General features: G+C 71.1%; 16 protein-coding genes and 1 tRNA gene. 5 read left to right on the top strand and 12 right to left on the bottom strand.

Annotated features, from left to right (window positions below):
* Positions 1 to 264 precede the first annotated feature (264 nt).
* From ACWENQ_RS42980 to ACWENQ_RS42970, 3 genes are all read right to left on the bottom strand, one after another.
* Positions 265 to 1,440, bottom strand: coding sequence for an MFS transporter (locus ACWENQ_RS42980; protein ID WP_452419404.1), 1,176 nt, complete (start codon positions 1,438 to 1,440; stop codon positions 265 to 267).
* Positions 1,441 to 1,571: 131 nt separating this feature from the next.
* Complete coding sequence (locus tag ACWENQ_RS42975; RefSeq protein WP_452419403.1) at positions 1,572 to 1,790, bottom strand: hypothetical protein; 219 nt, start codon at positions 1,788 to 1,790, stop codon at positions 1,572 to 1,574.
* A 33-nt stretch (positions 1,791 to 1,823) separates the two neighbouring features.
* A complete protein-coding gene (locus ACWENQ_RS42970) occupies positions 1,824 to 2,366 on the bottom strand; it encodes an SMI1/KNR4 family protein (RefSeq protein ID WP_452419402.1) in 543 nt (180 codons plus the stop codon).
* Positions 2,367 to 2,448: 82 nt separating this feature from the next.
* On the opposite strand from ACWENQ_RS42970, the gene ACWENQ_RS42965 reads away from it, so the two are divergent.
* Positions 2,449 to 2,592 (top strand): hypothetical protein, encoded by a 144-nt coding sequence (locus ACWENQ_RS42965; protein ID WP_452419401.1) that lies wholly within the window; start codon positions 2,449 to 2,451, stop codon positions 2,590 to 2,592.
* A gap of 416 nt (positions 2,593 to 3,008) precedes the next feature.
* Here ACWENQ_RS42965 and ACWENQ_RS42960 read toward each other — a convergent pair.
* The 7 genes from ACWENQ_RS42960 to galU form a co-directional block, all read right to left on the bottom strand.
* Positions 3,009 to 3,085: transfer RNA gene (locus ACWENQ_RS42960), tRNA-Ala, on the bottom strand.
* Positions 3,086 to 3,153: 68 nt separating this feature from the next.
* Entirely contained in the window at positions 3,154 to 3,759 is a 606-nt protein-coding gene (sepX, locus tag ACWENQ_RS42955; protein ID WP_452419400.1) for a divisome protein SepX/GlpR, read from the bottom strand.
* A 178-nt stretch (positions 3,760 to 3,937) separates the two neighbouring features.
* On the bottom strand, positions 3,938 to 4,570 hold the full coding sequence (locus ACWENQ_RS42950; RefSeq protein ID WP_354905972.1) for a GNAT family N-acetyltransferase: 633 nt from the start codon (positions 4,568 to 4,570) through the stop codon (positions 3,938 to 3,940).
* Between the two features lie 494 nt (positions 4,571 to 5,064).
* Complete coding sequence (locus ACWENQ_RS42945; RefSeq protein WP_354905317.1) at positions 5,065 to 5,553, bottom strand: MogA/MoaB family molybdenum cofactor biosynthesis protein; 489 nt, start codon at positions 5,551 to 5,553, stop codon at positions 5,065 to 5,067.
* Entirely contained in the window at positions 5,538 to 6,008 is a 471-nt protein-coding gene (moaC, locus tag ACWENQ_RS42940) for a cyclic pyranopterin monophosphate synthase MoaC (RefSeq protein ID WP_354905315.1), read from the bottom strand. Before moaC ends, ACWENQ_RS42945 begins: the two co-directional genes overlap by 16 nt.
* On the bottom strand, positions 6,005 to 7,195 hold the full coding sequence (gene glp / locus ACWENQ_RS42935; RefSeq protein ID WP_449918214.1) for a molybdotransferase-like divisome protein Glp: 1,191 nt from the start codon (positions 7,193 to 7,195) through the stop codon (positions 6,005 to 6,007). The genes moaC and glp overlap by 4 nt, the downstream gene beginning before the upstream one ends.
* Complete coding sequence (gene galU / locus ACWENQ_RS42930) at positions 7,182 to 8,084, bottom strand: UTP--glucose-1-phosphate uridylyltransferase GalU (RefSeq protein WP_449918215.1); 903 nt, start codon at positions 8,082 to 8,084, stop codon at positions 7,182 to 7,184. The genes glp and galU overlap by 14 nt, the downstream gene beginning before the upstream one ends.
* 25 nt (positions 8,085 to 8,109) lie before the next feature.
* Here galU and ACWENQ_RS42925 point away from each other — a divergent pair, with 25 nt between their 5' ends.
* The 3 genes from ACWENQ_RS42925 (at position 8,110) to ACWENQ_RS42915 (ending at position 10,626) form a co-directional block, all read left to right on the top strand.
* The gene (locus tag ACWENQ_RS42925) at positions 8,110 to 8,688 is read left to right on the top strand and encodes a 5-formyltetrahydrofolate cyclo-ligase (RefSeq protein WP_354905310.1); all 579 of its coding nucleotides are present in this window, start codon (positions 8,110 to 8,112) and stop codon (positions 8,686 to 8,688) included.
* A 75-nt stretch (positions 8,689 to 8,763) separates the two neighbouring features.
* Positions 8,764 to 10,269 (top strand): potassium/proton antiporter, encoded by a 1,506-nt coding sequence (locus tag ACWENQ_RS42920; protein WP_449918219.1) that lies wholly within the window; start codon positions 8,764 to 8,766, stop codon positions 10,267 to 10,269.
* A 66-nt stretch (positions 10,270 to 10,335) separates the two neighbouring features.
* Positions 10,336 to 10,626 carry an FmdB family zinc ribbon protein gene (locus ACWENQ_RS42915; RefSeq protein ID WP_452419399.1) on the top strand — a complete coding sequence of 97 codons (291 nt, stop codon included), beginning with the start codon at positions 10,336 to 10,338 and terminating at the stop codon, positions 10,624 to 10,626.
* Here ACWENQ_RS42915 and ACWENQ_RS42910 read toward each other — a convergent pair.
* On the bottom strand, positions 10,623 to 12,620 hold the full coding sequence (locus ACWENQ_RS42910) for an MFS transporter (protein ID WP_452419398.1): 1,998 nt from the start codon (positions 12,618 to 12,620) through the stop codon (positions 10,623 to 10,625). The genes ACWENQ_RS42915 and ACWENQ_RS42910 overlap by 4 nt on opposite strands.
* A 72-nt stretch (positions 12,621 to 12,692) precedes the next feature.
* Positions 12,693 to 17,090, bottom strand: a complete 4,398-nt coding sequence (locus ACWENQ_RS42905) for a protein kinase domain-containing protein (RefSeq protein WP_452419424.1) — start codon at positions 17,088 to 17,090, stop codon at positions 12,693 to 12,695.
* Positions 17,091 to 17,784: 694 nt separating this feature from the next.
* Between ACWENQ_RS42905 and ACWENQ_RS42900 the strand changes: the two genes are divergently transcribed.
* A complete protein-coding gene (locus ACWENQ_RS42900) occupies positions 17,785 to 18,591 on the top strand; it encodes an S-methyl-5'-thioadenosine phosphorylase (RefSeq protein ID WP_452419397.1) in 807 nt (268 codons plus the stop codon).
* The last annotated feature ends 337 nt before the right edge of the window (positions 18,592 to 18,928 follow it).

Genomic DNA, 18,928 nt, shown 5'->3' with positions numbered 1-18,928 from the left:
TGCGTACGGCGGGTCACCGTGGCACTCGATCCCGACAAGGGCACGGCCAGCTCAGGCCATGATCACCGTCTTCGGCGACAACCTCCGGGTCGAGTCCACGTGAGATGGCCCCAAGACATCGAAAGAGGCTCCGGAACCTGGGCGGGGTGTTCACGAGTCAGCCTGAACCTACGGAAGCAAGGCTCTGAAGACCGCTTCCCGGGCCCAGCCGTTTGGACGGCTTGGCTGCGGCTCCTGTCGGCTGCGGGGATGCAGGGCGCCGGCTCAGCGAGATTTGGTGAGTGACCACAGGGATACCGCCATGAGCAGAGCGGTCAGCCCGCCGCAGATCATCACGGTGGAGACCGAGAAGGCGTCGACGACGCGGCCGCCGAGGAACGCGCCGAGGGCGAAGGTCGCCTGGAAGGAGGAGGTGAAGACGACCGTGGCGGCTTCGGGCGTGTGAGGGGCGGCGGTGATGAACGATGCCTGCGAGCAGACGGGCACGCCTCCGTAGGCCAGACCCCAGATCACGAGCAACACCACGGCGCCGACGGTCGTGCCACCTACCGAGGGCAGCAGCAGGGTGGTGGCCGCGATCAGGCAGCCGCAGGTTGCGAAAGCGGCTCGCAGGCGTGTGGCGGTGGCCTTGCCGGCCAGGAAGTTGCCGATGATTCCGGCGATGCCGTACGCCAGCAGGACGGCGCTGACGGCTGTGGGAGGCAGGCCGGTGACGTCCTGGAGGAAGGGCGTGACGTAGGTGTAGGTGCCGAAGTGGGCCAAGACGATGAGGACGGTGGCCAGCAGAGCGATGGCGGCGCCCCGGGTGCGCAGCAGGTCGAGCAGGACGCGAAGGCTGGTGACCTGGTGGGCGGGCAGTGGCGGCAGCAGTATCAGCAGGGCGGCCAGGACCAGGATGGCCAGCACGGCCAGGACCAGGAAGGCGGTTCGCCAGCCGGCGAGGTTGCCGATGAAGGTGCCGGCCGGTACGCCGAGCACGGAGCCCAGTGGCACGGCGGAGAAGATCACAGCGGTGGCGGTGCTGACGGCGTGTGGCGGCATCAGGCGGCCGGCCAGCCCGGCCCCGATCGACCAGAAACCGCCGATGGTGAGGCCGACGAGCACCCTGGAGAGCAGCATGACCCAGTAGGAGGTCGCCACTGCGGCCAGCACGTCGGCCACGGCGAGCACCGCCATGAGGACGCACAGCATCGCGCGGCGGTCCAGGCGCGCGGTGGTCAGTGTGACGGTGGGTGCGGCGACCGCGGCGACGATGCCGGGCAGAGTCATGGTCAGCCCTGTGGTGCCGGCGGAGATGCCGAAGTCGGCGCCGATGGCGGTCAGCAGGCCGATGGGCAGGATTTCGCTGGTGACGATGGCGAAGATGCCCAGCATGAGCGAGGTGACCGCGAGCCAGTTGATGAGGGGCGAGCGGGGCCGGGCGAGCGTGGTGGTGGACATGATTCCCGTTCAGGCAGGTGCGCGTGGCGTGCAGGCACCCAGCCAAGCAGGGATGAAGCAGCGGGCACTGGCACGTTTCGGACTTAACCGTCGCCACGACTCGTACACCGTCAGCGCTCGCGCGGCCGTCGCTACCGATATGGATCGACTCTGGCCGAGGTCTCCGACAATCCCAAGGCCTCGGGAAACCTGGCGATGCCGACTCCGGCGCAGGTCGCGATCGCTGCCACCGGCGCGTGCGCCCCGTCCACGGCCAGGACCTTCTTCGCGGCCTCCAGGAGGGCCTGATCCTTGCGTTCGGCTTCGGCATGCCGGGGAGCTTTGCGGGTCATGCGCTCATTGACGTACACGGCATCTGCGTGCGCCCACGACGCGGACTTCACTCACCGGCACATCGCGTCGATGAACTCCGAGAAGCCCGGGAACTCCTCTCGTGCCCCCGCCACGATCTCCGCCGCGGAACGGCGCCTCCCCGGCGCGTACCGCTCCGCGATCGCCTGGAATGCCTCGTTCGGCTGCGTCTCACGACCTGGGTCGGTGAATGCCTCTGCCGGGCCCAAGCCGTCCGCGAACAACCGGAGCAGATCACCGAGATCGCGAGCTATCACGCCGCATTCACCCTCAGAACCGAGGTAGACGACAGGCTGCTCGGTGATTGACATAGCAGGCCGAACCAGCCAGAAACCGACATAGTCGCCCGCCCCAGTAGTGCCGAAGAAGCGGAATTCGCTGCCGTCGACCTCATCGTTACCGGTCCACAGGCGAAACCACCACGCGGTCCTCTCCGGCGCCTCGAGTCGTTCGTATAGCTCGAAATCACAACCGTGAGCCTCGTCGGTTTCTTCGTCCCACGTCCACTCGAAGCCCACCTTGGCCACCTCGGCCAAGGCGATGGGTAGGGCCAGATGTTCAGGTGTCTCCGTCATCCTGGGAGAGTAGACCACTCCACATCCGGTAGCCGATCTGAGCGCGTTGCCGCCATGGAGGATCATCACGGCCAGCGGAGCAGTGATCTCCGGCAAGCTACGCGTCCTCGCCGGGACGCACGTCATCCAAGGGCTGGAGAAGATCAAACTCCAGCAGCTATGTGCCGATCACGTGGATGAGCGGCTCGACCAGCTCGCCGGCAAGCTGGCCACCACCACCCTGTGAGAGACCCACAGCGTGCTCAAGAAAGCCATCCGGCAAGCTCAAACACGTGACATGGCGCTCAGGGACGTTGCCGAGCCGGTCACCACGCCCACGGGCACGGGCACGGGCGGACGCCCCAGCAAGGCACTCACGCGGCAACAGGCAGAAGCCGTGCTCAAGTCCGCCAGGGCGTACCCATCGAGACCATCGCCGATCTCGTCGAGCACGCGGGCACCAACGACACGGAAACCGTGTACCCGCACCAGCTCAGGCCAGTGATCACCAAGGGTGCCCACACGATGAACACGATCTTCGGCGACAGCCGACACGGGTAGAGAATCCGAGTGAGATGGCTCCCCGATTGGCTCCCATCGACTTTCAGACATGAGAAAAGGGCCCCCGGATTACTCCGAGGACCCTTCTCACCTGCATCTTCCTGGTGGAGATGAGGGGATTCGAACCCCTGACCCCTTCGATGCGAACGAAGTGCGCTACCGGACTGCGCTACATCCCCAAGGACCTCGACTAGATTAGCAAACTTCCAAGGGTCCTCGCGCCAACCACGCGCCGCGCGTGCCCGCCTCAGTCGCCCACCGCGCGGCGAGGCGGGTCCGCGTACTGGTCGAAGAGCACGTCGGGCTGCCGGAACTCGATGATCTCGGCCTCGGCCTGCTCGGCGGCCAGGGTCTCGGCGCGGCGCCGTTCGCGCTGGCGGCGCAGGTGGGCGGCACGGGCCTCGGCGGCGCGGAGGCGGCGTTCCCTGTCGATGCGGGTGGCGATGCGCAGCACGGTGAGGTAGGAAGCGAGCAGGACGCCCGCGGGCGCCACCCCCCACCAGGGGATGACCTGGACGGCGGCGGTCACCACGGAGGCGAGCACCAGAAGGATCGAGAAGAACAGCATCCTCCTGCGGCGCGCTACGATGATCGCTCGACGGCGGGCGCGCAGGTGACGCAGGTCGACCGGCGGCTGCGTGAGGTCGCTGATCGTGTCGTACGGCTCGACGGGCTCGGAGTCCTGCGACTCCACAGGGGAGGAGGCGGCCATGGTCGGGACAGGTCCGGTGATCTCGGCCGCGTAGAACTCCTCGAGCTCGGCCAGGTTGCTCCGGTCTCTGCGCAACCACATCGGCACGAGCACGCACAGCCACATCACCACGATGGCGAGGTACAGCAACACGCTGCTCACGGCCACCTCCGAGCGCCAGGAAAGGCCGTACCAAGCGTCGTGGACCCCCCGGGAACGGTCCTGCGGGCAGCACGAAGACGCGTGCGTGTTCTCGGCGTCTTCGATGTGCTCACGTCACGCACCGTAAGACCGCGTGTCACTAATTGACGAGTATTCGGTGCGGTGTGTCGCGAGATCGTCAAACCTCTTCATGCGACGACCCCGCGCGACGCCACTGCACGAGCAGCCCGCGGGGCACGTCTTCCACGGTCAGCGCGTAACAAATGTGGTCGCGCCAGGCCCCGTCGATGTGGAGCTGACGCCTACGAATGCCTTCTTCCCTGAACCCGAGCTTCTCAACCACTCTGCGGCTGGCGTGATTTTCGGGACGGATGTTCGCCTCGAGTCTGTGGAGGCCGCTGGTGAAGAAGCAGTGGTCGACGGCCATGGCCAGCGCGGTGGGGGTGATGCCACGTCCGGCGAGCGCGCCGTCGATCCAGTAGCCGACCTGAGCGGTCCGGGCCGAGCCCCACACGATGGCGCCGACGGTGAGCTGACCTGCGAACCTGCCCTCGTAGGTGACGACCCACGGCATGGCGAGCCCCTGGCGGGCCTCTCTGCGCAGGGTGGCGACCATCGAGAGGTACGGCCCCAGGCCGGTCCTGAACAGGGGCGTTTCGGGGTTGCTCGGCTCCCAGGGACGCAGCCAGTCGGCGTTGCGCAGGCGGGTGTCGCGCCACACGCGGACGTCCGCCAGGCGGAGGGGACGTAGTCCCACGGGCCCCTCGGTCAGGGTCGCCGGCCAGCCACGAAGTCGATCCACGTCACTCATCATCCCCCGGAACACGGCGAAGCCGCCATGGATCCCCCTGGTCCGCGGGGAACGCTGTCCCGGGGGCTCGCCTCCAGGCGCCGCGGGGCTCCCCTCCAGGCACGGGGCTCGTCCCAGACGCCACAAAGCTCCTCCCCGGACGCTGCGGGGCTCGTCTCCAGGCGCGGGGCTCCTCCCCGGACGCCACGGGGCTCGCCCCGGGCGCCGCAGAGCTCCTCTCCAGGCGCGGAGCTTCTCTCCGGACGCCCCCAGGCTCGTCCCGGGCGCCGCAAATCCTCTCCAGGCGCCTCGGACGTCACCGACGGGAGAGCGGTGGTGGCGTGCCGTTCGGCGATGCGGTCCGGGGAGGCGACCACCATGGCGACCACCATGACGGAAGGAGGCGGCTCTCCCACCGAGGCCGCCTTCCCGCTACGGAGAGTAGCCGCCGGAGGCTGGCTGAGGAGCGCCGGACGTGCCGAGAAAGGCAAGGGAGAACGAGCCGAGCCGGCGCGTCAGCGGGGGTGGTCGCCGCCGTGGATCTGGTCGACCGCGTGCCGCAGGATCGGTGCCAGGACGGCGACGCCGTCCCGCACCCCGCCCGACGACCCCGGCAGGTTCACGATCAACGTGTCGCCCGCCTGCCCCGCCAGCCCGCGCGACAGCACCGACGTCGGCACCCGCTCCCTGTTCGCCTGCCGGATCGCCTCGGCGATGCCGGGGATCTCGCGGGTGATGACCTTGGCCGTCATCTCGGGTGTCAGGTCCTGGGGGGTCAGCCCGGTGCCGCCGGTGGTGACGACGACCGCGTACCCCTCGGCCACGCCGGCCCTGAGCGCCTCCTCGACGGGCGGGCCGTCGGGGACCACGACGGGGCCGGACACCTCACACCCCTCCGCCGCCAGGAGCGACGCCAGCAGCGGCCCCGACTTGTCCTCGTAGACCCCTGCCGAGGCGCGGTTCGACACGGTGATGACCAGCGCGCGGATCAAGGGCGTCTCCATACCCCGGTCTTGCCGCCCGTCTTCTCCTCCACCCGCACGTCGGTGATCACCGCGGCCGGGTCCACGGCCTTGACCATGTCGATGAGCGCCAGCGCGGCGACGGTCACCGCGGTCAGCGCCTCCATCTCGACCCCGGTGCGGTCGGCGGTCTTGACCACGGCGGTGATGTCCACTCCCGCGTCGACCACGTCGAGCGTGACCGACACGCCGTGGACGGCGATCGGGTGGCAGAGAGGGATCAGGTCGGGGGTGCGCTTGGCCCCCATGATCCCCGCGATGCGCGCCACGCCGAGCGCGTCGCCCTTGGGCACCTCGCCGGAGCGCAGCAGCGCGACGACCTCGCCGGAGAGCACGACCCGTCCGGTGGCCGTGGCCGTCCGGACGGAGACGTCCTTGCCGGCGACGTCGACCATGCGCGCCGCGCCCGTGGGGTCGAGGTGTGTGAATCCACTCATATCCGAATCACCTGTACTGCGGCCCCTGAGGGCAGATCGGTCACCTGTTCCGGCACCACGATCAGGCAGTTCGCCGACGCGAGCGCCGCCAGCTGGTGTGAACCCTGCCCGTGGACGGGCGTCACCACCGTGCCGTCGTCGGACAGCACGCCCCGCAGGAACGACCGCTTGCCCGCGGGCGACCTGAGCGGGGCCAGCGTCTGGGCGGTGTGGACGGGCGAGGGTCCGGCGGGCAGCCCGCTCATCTTCCGCAGCGCGGGCCGTACGAAGATCATGAACGACACGTAGGACGACACCGGGTTGCCCGGCAGCGTGAAGATCGGCACCTGGTCGTCGCCGACCACGCCGAAGCCCTGCGGCATGCCGGGCTGCATCGCCACGCGTTCGAAGCGGACCGTGCCGAGCGGGCTGAGCGCCTCCTTGACCGGCTCGTAGGCGCCCATGGACACCCCGCCGCTGGTGATGACCACGTCGGCGCGCACCAGCTGCGCGTCGAGCTGGTCGAGGAAGGCGGCAGGGTCGTCGGACACCGTGCCCGCGCGGAAGCCGTCGCCGCCCGCCTCGCGGACGGCCGCGGTGAGCGTGAAACTGTTGGAGTCCCAGATCTGGCCGGGGCCGAGCGGGGCGCCGGGCTCGACCAGCTCGGCGCCGGTGGACAGCACGACGACGCGCGGGCGCGGGCGCACCAGCACCCTGCGGCGGCCGGTGCCGGCGATGATGCCGAGCTGCGCGGCGCCGATGCGGGTGCCGGGCTTCAGCACGACCTGGCCGGCCTGCACGTCCTCGCCCGCCCGCCGTATGGCATGGCCCTTGGCTACGGGGCGGTCGACGCGCACGGTGGCGGTGCCGCCGTCGGTCCACTCCACGGGCACGACCGCGTCGGCGCCGGCGGGCAGCGGCGCGCCCGTCATGATGCGGACGGCGTGCCCCTGCCCGATCGCCCTGAGCTCCGCCGAGCCCGCCGCGACGTCGTCGATGACGGGAAGCGTCACCGGCGCGTCGGCGACGTCGACGAACCTGACGGCGTAGCCGTCCATGGCGGAGTTGTCGAACGGCGGCAGCGGCACCGGCGAGGAGATCTCCTCCGCCAGCGTGGTGCCGAGCGCCCGCTCGAGCTCGACCTCGAGCGGGGCCAGCGTGCGCACCGTGGCGAGGATGTCGGCCAGGTGCGCGTCAACCGATTTCATCGAGGAACTCACGCAGCCACGGTACAAACTCCGGGGCGAGATCCTCGCGATCGGCCGCGAACTTCACGACGGTGCGCAGGTAGTCGAGCTTGTCACCGGTGTCGTAGCGGCGGCCGCGGAACAGCACGCCGTGGACGGGACCACCCTCCTCGCCGCCGCGGCCCGCGAGCGTGCGCAGCGCGTCGGTGAGCTGGATCTCGCCGCCGCGGCCTGGCGGGGTGTTCTCCAGCACCTCGAAGACCGCCGGGTCGATCACGTAGCGCCCGATGACCGCCCAGTTGGACGGCGCCTCCTCCACCGGAGGCTTCTCCACCAGGTCGGTGACGCGGACGACGTCGTCCTCGGAGGTGGCCTCGATGGTGGCCACGCCGTACAGGGAGACCTGCTCCTTCGGCACCTCCATCAGCGCGATGACGCTGCCGCCGTAGGTGCCGCGCACCTCGATCATGCGCTTGAGCAGCTCGTCACGGTAGTCGATCAGGTCGTCGCCGAGCAGGCACGCGAACGGGTGGTCGCCGACGTGCTGCTTGGCGCAGAGCACCGCGTGCCCGAGGCCCCTGGGCTCGCCCTGCCGTACGTAGTGGAGGGTCGCCAGCGAGGCGGGCTCGAGGACCTGGGACAGCCGCTCCTCGTCGCCCTTGGCCTCGAGGGCACCTTCCAGCTCGAAGGCGCGGTCGAAGTGGTCCTCGATGGAACGCTTGTTCTTGCCGGTCACCATCAGCACGTCGAGCAGTCCGGCGGAAGCGGCCTCTTCGACGACATACTGGATCGCGGGCTTGTCGACGATCGGCAGCATCTCCTTGGGAGTTGCCTTGGTCGCCGGAAGGAACCGGGTGCCCATGCCCGCGGCAGGCACGACGGCTTTCGTCACTGGGTCGAAGTCAGCCATACAGGGGACCCTACTGGAGGTATCTGTGGACAAGCTGAAGCTGCGCCGCCGGCTGACCGAGCAGCGTGCCGCCATTACCGAGCAGAAACGGCGAGACGACGCCCGCACGATCCGCGAAACACTGCTCGACCAGCCGTGGGTGCAGATGGCCGGCCTGGTGGCGTGCTACTGGTCGATCGGCACCGAACCGGACACGCACGGGCTGGTGTTCGCGCTGTGGAAGCACGGCGCGACGGTCATGCTGCCGGTGCTGCGCGACGACAACGACCTCGACTGGGCGGTCTACGACGGCCCTGACACGCTGGCCCCCGGGCGCTTCGGGATCATGGAGCCGGTCGACACGCGCAGAGGCGTCGACGCCGTCCGCACCGCCGCGCTCGTCATCGTCCCCGCGCTGGCCGTCGACAAGGACTCGGGGGTACGGCTCGGCCGCGGCGGCGGCTCCTACGACCGCGCGCTGGCCAGGGTCGGGCCGAACGTACCGACGGTCGCGCTCCTCCACGACGGCGAGTTGATCAGCGGCGTCCCGGCCGAGCCGCACGACCAGCGCGTCAAGTGGGTGATGCAGCCGAGTGGCCTGACGAACGTCCAGAAACCGGCGTAACCAGGCAGGACCAGTCAGGGCGGACTAGCTCGGCAAGTACGCGACAATAGCCCTCAGGACAGGAGAGGGGGCCGGATGAAACTCGACGTCTGGCTTCTTCTGGGAGCAGCCGTCGTCATCGCGGCCATCGCCTCGGTACGGGTCGCCCACCGCAGCGGCCTGCCCAGCCTCCTGCTCTTCCTCGGGTTCGGGCTCCTGCTCGGCGAGAGCGGCTTCGGGATCCCCTTCGACGACCCCATGCTCGCCCAGCAGATCGGCCTCGGCGCGCTGGCGCTGATCCTGGCCGAGGGTGGTCTGACCACGACGTGGAGCCATGTCCGCCGATCGGTGCCCACCGCGCTCGCGCTGGCCACCGTCGGGGTGGCGGTCAGCATCGTGGTCGTGGCGCTGGCCGTCCAAGGACTGCTGGGGGCCGACTGGCGCACCGCGCTCATCCTCGGCGGCGTGCTGGCCTCCACCGACGCGGCGGCGGTCTTCTCCGTGCTGCGCAGGCTCCCGCTGCCCAGCCGCCTGGCGGGCATCCTGGAGGCGGAGTCGGGCTTCAACGACGCCCCGACGGTCATCGTCGTCGTGCTGCTCAGCCAGGTGGCGCGGCCGGTGCCCAGTCTGGGCGAGTTCGTCCTCGAGGCGGTGATGGAGCTGGCCATCGGCGCGGGCGTGGCCTGCCTGCTCGGCCCGGCCGGCGCCTACGCGCTGCGCCGCGTCGCGCTGCCCGCCTCGGGCCTCTACCCCCTCGCGGTGCTGGCGCTGACCTTCGTCGCGTACGGCGGCGCCGTCCTGCTGCACGGCTCGGGCTTCCTGGCGGTCTACCTGACGGCACTGATCCTGGGCAACGCCAGGCTGCCGCACCGGGCCGCCACCCGCGGGTTCGCCGAGGGTCTCGCGTGGCTGGCGCAGATCGGCCTGTTCGTGATGCTCGGCCTGCTGGCCAGCCCGAGCGAGATGTCCGAGGACATCGTGCCCGCGCTCATCGCGGGAACGGTCCTCCTGCTGCTGGCCAGGCCGGTGTCGGTGGTCGTCTGCGCGTGGCTGGTGCGGATCGCCCGCCTCGACCGCATCGACTGGCGCGAGCAGGCCTTCCTGTCGTGGGCGGGACTGCGCGGCGCGGTGCCGATCGTTCTGGCCACGATCCCCTGGGCGGCGGGCGTCGGCAACGCCGAGCACCTGTTCAACCAGGTCTTCGTGATCGTCATCGTGTTCACGCTCGTGCAGGGTCCGACCCTGCCGTACGTCGCCAGGCTGCTCGGCATCGCCACCGAGGGCGAGCCGCTCGACCTCGACGTGGAGTCGGCGCCGCTGGAGGAGCTGAACGCCGACCTGCTCCAGATCAAGGTGCCCCAGGGCTCTCTGCTCCACGGTGTGGAGATCTTCGAGCTGCGCCTGCCCGCCGACGCGAACGTCACGCTGATCGTCAGGGAGGGCCGCAGCTTCGTCCCCACCGTCACCACCAGGATCAGGTCGGACGACCAGCTGCTGGTGGTCACCACGGCCTCCTGCCGCGACCAGGTCGAGCGCCGGATGCGCGCGGTCAGCCGCAGGGGCAAGCTGGCGGGATGGTACGGCGAGCGCGGTATGGAATGAGCCGCTGCCGAGGAGTGTTTATGATTAGCAGTCGCGTAGGTCGAGTGCCAACCTAAGGAGGAGCGCGTGCCCACGTACCAGTACGTCTGCAATGACTGTGGCCAGCCACTCGAGGTCGTCCAGAAGTTCTCTGACGACGCCCTGACGGTGTGCCCCTCCTGCGAGGGCCAGCTCCGCAAGGTGTTCTCGGCCGTTGGCATCGTCTTCAAGGGCTCGGGCTTCTACCGCACCGACAACCGTTCCTCGTCGTCGACGACCACGTCGACCACGACGGCGGCCAAGCCTGCGGAGAGCACGAGCAGCAGCACCCCGGCCGCCACGCCCTCCCCGGCCGCGGCTCCCGCCGCCACCAGCTAACCGGGCCGGTCGGCGTCCGCGCCGAGCAGCTGCGGGCACAACCTGTCCAGCAGCTGGTGCAGCTCGGGGTGCGTGCCCCAGTCGGCGACCAGCTCCCTGAGCCCGTCCCTGGCCCGCCCGAGCAGGGCCGTGTACGCCCGGTCGCCCTCGGCCGTGAGCCTCAGCGACTCGCCGTCCGCTGACCGCCTGACCAGCCCCATGGCGATCAGCTGCGCGGTGTACGGCCCGCCCTCCGCCCGCGTGACCTTCCCGCGGTCGGCGAGGTCCTGGGCCCGTACCCACCCGTGGCCGCCGAGCCTGGCGATGATCCAGACGCCCGCCGGCGAGACGCCGTCGAGTCCGGCCAGTTCGCCGAGCCTCGCGTAGTAGTCCTTGCGCAGCTCGGTGTCGGCCAGGCGCATCAGACCCCGCTCGACCTCGGCCAGTGACGACCGTTCGGCCGAGGTCGCGCCCAGCCCCTCACCGATGTCGCCGGCCGCGACCGTCTTCTTCAGCGGTTTCTCGGGGATGAACCACGACAGCACGAACGCCACCAGCATGATCGGCGTGGCCACCGCGAACACGCTGGAGATCGCGTCGGCGTAGATGTGCAGGAAGTCGGCCGCGAGCGCGGGCGGCAACCGCTGGACGATCGTCGGATCGGCCCGCACCTGCTCGGGGTCGAACCCCGGGGGCAGCCGCACGGTGGTCAGCAGCAGCCGCAGGTCCTCGTTGAGCGTGGCGGTGAAGACCGATCCGAGGACGGCGACGCCGAACGAGCCGCCGATCGAGCGGAAGAACGTGGCGCCCGAGGTGGCCACGCCCAGGTCGGCGTAACCGACCGCGTTCTGCACCACGATCACCAGCACCTGCATGGTCATGCCGAGCCCCACCCCGAGGACGAGCAGGTCGACGCTCATGACGAGGGTGGAGCTCGTCTCCGTCAGGCGCGAGAGCAGGAACATCCCGGCCGTGGCCACGGCCGTGCCGGCGATCGGGAAGGCCCTGTAGCGGCCGTGACGCGAGATGACCTGGCCGCTCACGATCGACATGGTGAGCATGCCGGCCATCATGGGGAGCAGGTGAATGCCCGACAGGGTGGCGCTCACGCCGTACACGACCTGCATGAACAGCGGCAGGTAGGTCAGCGCGCCGAACATGCCGAACCCGACGACGAAGCCGACCGCGCACGTCACCGTGAAGCTGCGCGTCGCGAACAGCCGCGGCGGCAGCACCGGCTCGGCGGCCCGCCGCTCCACGAACCACCAGCCCGCCAGCATGGCCACCGCGGCCAGCCCGAGCCCCCGGATGACCGGGCCGGACCAGGCGTAGGTGGTGCCGCCCCACGTCGCCAGCAGGACCAGGCAGGACGTCGCGCCGCCGAGCAGGACGATGCCCGCGTAGTCGATCGTGTGGCGCGTCCGGGTGGTACGGCCGGGCAGGACGGCGACGATGACCGCCAGGGCGACGGCGGCCACGGGCAGGTTGATGTAGAAGACCCAGTGCCAGGACAGGCGGTCGACGAAGAACCCGCCGAGCAGCGGGCCGACGATGCTGGCCACCGCGAAGACGGCGCCGAAGAAACCCTGGTACCTGCCGCGCTCGCGCGGCGGGACGACGTCGCCGACGATCGCCTGGGCGAGGACCATCAGGCCGCCGCCGCCCAGGCCCTGCAACGAGCGGAAGGCGATGAGCTGGCCCATGGACTGGCTCAGGCCGCAGAGGGCGGAGCCGATGATGAAGATGACGATCGCGGCGATGAAGAGGTGCTTGCGGCCGTACTGGTCGCCCAGCTTGCCCCAGAGCGGGGTGGAGACGGTCGAGGCGAGCAGGTAGCCGGTGACGACCCAGGACAGCTGTTCCAGGCCGCCGAGGTCGCTGACGATCGTGGGCAGGGCCGTGGAGACGATCGTCTGGTCGAGGGCGGCCAGGAGCATGCCGAGCATGAGCGCGAGGATGATCAGGCCGAGACCTTGGCGCCGGCCTTCCTCCTGGTCCTTCTGACGCTCTGGCATGGTTTCCCCTCGGACCGTCCCGTCGAGGCGAGCATACTCTTCGCGATCATCCGGCTACGTGGTGGAGTGCGGTTACTTGCCGGGATAGGGCAGTTCCGGGATGTGCCGCCGCCATTCGGCGGCCGACAGAGGGCCGCCCGCGCGGGCGCGGACCGCCGCCTTCGCCCTGCCCCGCTCGATCGGGAACGCCCGCAGGGAGCCGTCGCCACCGGCGATGTGGAGGACGCCGTCACCGAAGGCCAGCGCCACGACGCCCTCCGGCGAGACGGCGACGGGCAGGCCCATCACCCGGCGGCCGGTCAGGTCCCACAGCCGCACCGTGCCCTCCTGCGCCACGGCCAGGATGCCCTCCCGGGAGATCGCCAGGTGCTCGCCGGCGACCTCCTCGCGGGTGAAGGCGTACCCGGAGCGCTGCCACGTCCGGGTGTCGACCAGGACGACCCTCCCGCGAAGGGACGACTCGCCCACCGCGAACGTGCCCCCGTCGGGGCTGAAGGCGACCGACGTAGCGCCGAGGTGGCCGGGGATCCTGACCTCCTTGCCCGACCGCGTCTCGAACACGCGCAACCCGCCGCCGTCACCCGCACCCCGGACGGCGACGAGGCGGCCGTCGGGACTGAAGACCATGCCGTCGCCCGGCGGCAGACGCAGGACGCGCCGGCGCGTGGCCACCTCGTACAGCTCGGTCGCCTTCTCGGTCGCCACGGCGATGACCGTGCCGCCCGGGTCGAACACGGCGTCCCATCCGGGCAGCGAGCCGCGCCCGGTTCCCGAGGCGACGTCCCACAACGCCACGGACGACGCCGAGGGGACGGCGAGCGTCCGGCCGTCAGGGCTGAAGGCGAGCCGCCCGGCGCCCCCACTGGGAACCCGGGCGATCCGCCGCCTGGTCGCGCTCTCCCACACGGTCACCCATGACCGGTGCGCCAGCGCGAGCCGCCTGCCGTCGGCGCTGAAGGCCGCGCCCGCGAGGGCCGCGTACTCGCTGTAGCGCGGGCCGGGAAGGTCCGGAAGGACGTCCGGCGCGGTGAAGGCGGAGATGTCGACCGTGACGACCTCACCCAGGCCCGTCAGGAAGTGAAGGCCACGATCCCCCGCCCGCAGGCTCCTCGCGCCGCTGACCTGGAGCGGGTGGGACATCACCGGGTCGATGGCGTCGACCTTCCACAGCTGAAGCACGCCTTCGTCCCCCAACCCCGCCACGAACCGGCCGTCAGGAGTGAAGACCACCTCACCCTTGTACGGGAACGTCCTGTCGTCATGGTCACGCCAGGCGCTCTTCTCGACGTCCCACAGCCGGAAGGCTGTCTCCCCCGTGCGCACGGCCAGCACCCTGCCGTCGGGGCTCCACGCCTCGACCTCGCGTGGCAGGTCCGCCAGCTTCCGCCGCCGCCGCAGGTCCCACAGCACCCACGAGGAGTCGCCCTGCCCGATGGCCGCGACCCTGTCGCCCGGCCCCACGACCACGCCGAACGCCGGGGGCAGGCCGTCGACCCATCGACGCCTGGCCACGTCCCAGAGCCCGGCCTTTCCGTCCGCCTCCGAGGCCAGCAGGCGGCCGGTCGGGCTGAACCCGCTCATGGCCGACCGGATCGGACCGCCGATCCGCTTGCCCGAGCCCACATCCCAGAGCTGGACGTGCTCGTCATCCGTCACGGCCAGCGTGCGGCCGTCGGGGCTGAGCTCCACCGCCGAGACCCCGACCCCCGCACCGGTGAAGGAGGTGACCTCACCGCCGACCCCCACGCCGGGGAAAGAGGTGGCCTCGCCCTCGGAGGCCCCGGGCCCCACGCCGGGGACGGAGGTGACCTCACCCTCGGAGGCCCCAGCCCCCACGCCGGGGACGGAAATGACCTCGCCCGTCCGTCGCCGCAGCCGCACGACCCCCTCGGCCACCGAGACGAGCGTCTGGCCGTCCGCGCTCAACTCCTGCAACGCGCCGGGCGGGGCGCCGGGATCGCTGAAGACGGCGATCTCCGGCTGGGCGAGCGAGCCGTACAGGGCGGCGCGGGTCTCCATCAGCGGCGCCAGATCGGCGGCCGCGAGGCTGAGCCGCATCGCGGTCACCGGATCCGACCCCCGCAGTTCCTCCGCCCGCGCCGCGACCAGCCTGGCCACCGACTCCAGATGCTGCTCGGCCATGACCCGCCGCTGCCGGTCCGCGACGACGGTCGCCACCGTCGCCACCACCAGCAGGACGGCCAGAGCGGCGATCACCAGTCGGCGCCGCCGGGTGGCGCGTCGCGCCAGAGCCGTACCCGCCTCCAGGAAGGCCGCCTCGCGCCGGGTCAGCGTCAGATGCCGCCTGCCGGTCGCCGCCCAGCGCAGCGCCTCCTCCAGCGCCGCGCCACGGTAGACGTCGCCGCCGGTCTGCCAGCGCCGCGCCGCCTCGCTCAACGCGCGGTGAACCGCCAGGCCGTCCCGCTCCTGCTCGATCCAGCCCCGCAGCCGGGGCCAGGCCCGGTGCAGAGCCGGATGGACGATCGCCACCGCCCCGCCGAGCGACCCGGCCCCGTCGAGCAGCCCGTCCCTGCCGAGCCCGGCCGCGTTGACCGGCCCGGCCCCATCGAGCAGCCCGGCCGCGCCGGACGGCCTGGCCGCCTCGGACGGCCTGGCCACGTCGGACGGCCTGGCCACGTCGAGCATCCCGGCCGCGCGGTAGGCGGCCACGACACCTGCCGCGCCCTCGGGCAGTTCCTCTGGAGAGACCCGGCGGGTCATCTCACTGTCGGTCAGCCGCAGGAACACCTGGGGCGCCATGGCCTGGTCGGCGGGGTCGAGCGCTTCGTAGACGGATTCGGCGAGGTCGCCCAGTGGCGGATCGGCGTGCCACGCCCCTACAGGAACCTCGAGCCGCCCGACACCCGACGCCTCCCCGGCACGCGCCGCTTCCCCAAGTCCCTCGGCACGCGCCGCTCCCCCAGGTCGCGGGGCAGGCGCCACTCCTCCGGGTCCCTCGGTAGGCGCCGTTCCCCCGAGGCCCGCGGCGAGCCCTGCTTCCCCGCCAGCCGAAGAACCCCCGACACCCGCCGCTTCCCCAGCACTCCGAGAACGGCCGGCAGTCGCCGCTCCACTGGTTCCCCCGGTAGGCGCCGCTCCTCCGGTTCCCCCGGCACGCGCCACTCCCCCGGGTCCCTCGGTAGGCGCCGTTCCCCCGAGTCCCGCGGCGAGCCCTGCTTCCCCGCCAGCCGAAGAACCCCCGACACCCGCCGCTTCCCCAGCACTCCGAGAACAGCCAGCGTCCGCCGCTCCCCCAGCACCCGCAGAACGCCCCGCACCCGCCCCTTCTGGCCGACCGGAAGCGTGCACACCCCCAGCACCCGCGTACTCCGTCTCCCCAACACCCCACGGACCACCGACCCGCGAGGCTCCCCCGGCAGCGTCCGGACGCCCGGTCGGCAACGCTCCCCCGGCTCCCTCGGCAGACGCCGCTTCCGCACCATCTCCCGCCGCTCCCTCGGCACGCGCCGCTTCCCCAGCATCCGGAGAACGACCGTCACGCAACCCCTCAGGCCCACCCACAGCGGGCGCACCCCCGGCACCCGCGGGCAACCTCTCCCCAGCCCCCCGCGGACCACCGACCCGCGCCGTTCCCCCAGCGGCTTCGGAGCGGCCGGTGCTGAGGCCCGAGTCCGGTGCGCCGTCGGGACCCGTACGCAGCGCCTCCCCCACAGCCTCGGAACGGCCGGTGCCGACCAGGCCGAGCAGCAGTTCCCTGGCATCGGGCCGGTCCCCGGGCCTCTTGCGAAGAGCCGCGGACACCAGCGAGCGCAGCGGCTCGTGCAGCATGGTCACGTCGGGGTCCACCGTGAGGACCCGGTGCATCACCCCGCCCAGACTCTCGTCCATGAACGGGTCGGCGCCCGTGGACGCGTACAGGATCACGCCGCCCCATGCGAAGACGTCCGCCGGTGTACCGGCCCGCTGCCCCGTGAACACCTCAGGAGGCATGTACGTCGGAGTCCCAGCGACGAACCCCGTCGACGTCAGCGACATCTCCTCCGTCCGCGCCACACCGAAGTCGATCACGCGGGGCCCGTCGGGGCCGAGGAGCACGTTGTCCGGCTTGAGGTCGCGATGGATCACCCCCGCCTCGTGGATCGCGACCAGCGCGGTCGCCACGGCCGTCGCCAGGCGGTGCAGCGGATCCCCCGCGAAAGGCCCGGACTGCTCGACGGCCGTGCGCAGGCTCGGGCCGGGGACGTACTCGCTGACGATGTACGGCTCGGGCGCGTCGACGTCCACGGCGAGGATCCTGGCCGTGCAGAAGGAAGCGACACGGCGGGCGGCCGTGACCTCCTTGACGAAGCGAGCCCGGTCGGAGGTGTGCAACACCTTGATCGCCACTCTGGCACCGGCGGCGTCGTAAGCCTCGTAGACGACTCCCTGCCCGCCCGCGCCGAGCCGTCCCGCGAGCCAGTAGTCGCCCAACCGCTGGGGGTCGCTGGGAAGGAGCGCCTCCAGGTTCATCGACGGCCTCCGAAGGGTCATGGGGTGCGGAGGATTTGACGAGCTCAGCCGCCGATTGGTTCTACCCGCCCCACCCACACCTGCAGCTCATCGCCGGGCTTCTACCCCACCGCCGCTGCCACCCCTCCGCCTCCGCAGCCCCTCGGCCACGCCATGCACAGCGACCACCTCCGCCCGCGCCACTCAAGACCACCTCTCTGCCCACAGTTATGGGCAGCACCTCACCGCTTGCCCAGCCACCCCCGCCCAGCCACTGCTGCCCGTCCGCCCGGGACCACTCACGACCACCACCTACGCCCCGCATCAGCGGCACCACCCCTCCGCCAGCCCTGCCGCTGTTGCCCTCCGTCCGGACCACTCACGATCGCCACCATTCCGCCCACGTCACTCACGCTCCGCTGGCGCCACATCGTCTGGGGCACCACCCCTCCGCCTGCACCGTCCACAGCCGCACCTCCGCCAGCCCAGCCACTGCCGCCCCTGCGCCCGTGGCGCTCACCACCTCCGCCCGCGGCGCTCAGGGGCACTACCCCTCCACCTGCACCGCCCACGGCCGCACCTCGCGTTGCGCTCCCCAACCCGTCCGTGAGACAGACCAGGCCCGGACTGGTTATCCACACCCCACCCAGCCGTTATCCACAGAACCCGATTCCGCCTGTCCCCCCACCCACCCGCTCCCGCTACTCTCTCGCCCATGGTCACTCGCGCAGACATCGGCGTCATCGGCGGATCAGGCTTCTACTCCCTCCTCGACGACGCACAGGAAGTCGAGGTCACGACCCCCTACGGCCCGCCCAGCGACGTGGTCACGGTCGGGCGCATCGGCACGCGCTCGGTGGCCTTCATCCCCCGTCACGGTCGCGACCACCGTTACCCGCCCCATCGCATCCCCTACCGCGCCAACCTGTGGGCGCTCCGCTCACTGGGTGTCCGCCAGGTCGTCGCGCCCAACGCCGTCGGCTCCCTCCAGGCCGAACACGGCCCGGGCACCATCGTGGTCCCCGACCAGCTCGTCGACCGCACGTCGGGCCGCGTGCAGACCTACTACGACGCCGGCGGCGCCGTCCACGTCTCCTTCTCCGACCCCTACTGCCCCGACGGCCGCGCGGTCGCCGTCACCGCAGCCCGAACAGGCGGCTGGAACACGGTCGACGGCGGCACACTCGTCATCATCGAGGGTCCCCGCTTCTCCACCCGCGCCGAGTCGAAATGGTTCGCCGGCAACGGCTGGACGATCATCGGCATGACCGGCCACCCCGAGGCCGTCCTCGCCAGGGAGCTCGCCCTCTGCTACACCTCGCTGTCCCTCGTCACCGACCATGACGCAGGCGTGGAGGCCGGCGAGGGGGTGACCCACGACGAGGTGCTCCGCTTCTTCGCCACGAACGTCGCCAAGATGCGCACCCTCGTCTCCGACGCCGTCCAGGCCCTTCCCGAGGAGCGCACCTGTTCCTGCGGCTCGGCCCTCGACGGCATCAAGCTGCCCTTCGACCTGCCCTAACGAGCACCGCCCAAGGCATCACCGGTACGCCACGGCGCTCCGTGCCGCCCACACGGAGCCCACCCTTCCTCCACGAAAACGACCCAGCCGAAGACATCCCCAGCACCCCTCCAGACATCCCCGGCGCCCTCCCACGCCCCTGTCCGAACCTCGCGACCCTCACGGCGGTAGCCGTCCAGACCTCTCGAACTCCCGGCGGCCGCGGTAGGCCTCCCGATCTTCCCGCGGTCAGCGCCTCTCCGTCAGCACCAACGCAGCGCCGGCCCCACAGCGCCACAACGCTCTTCATGCGCCGCGACGCGCCCTCGCATCATGCCCATCGCCGCCTTAGACCCCC

Source organism: Nonomuraea sp. NPDC004354 (assembly GCF_053602555.1).
This window is presented reverse-complemented; position numbering and strand designations above follow the sequence as displayed.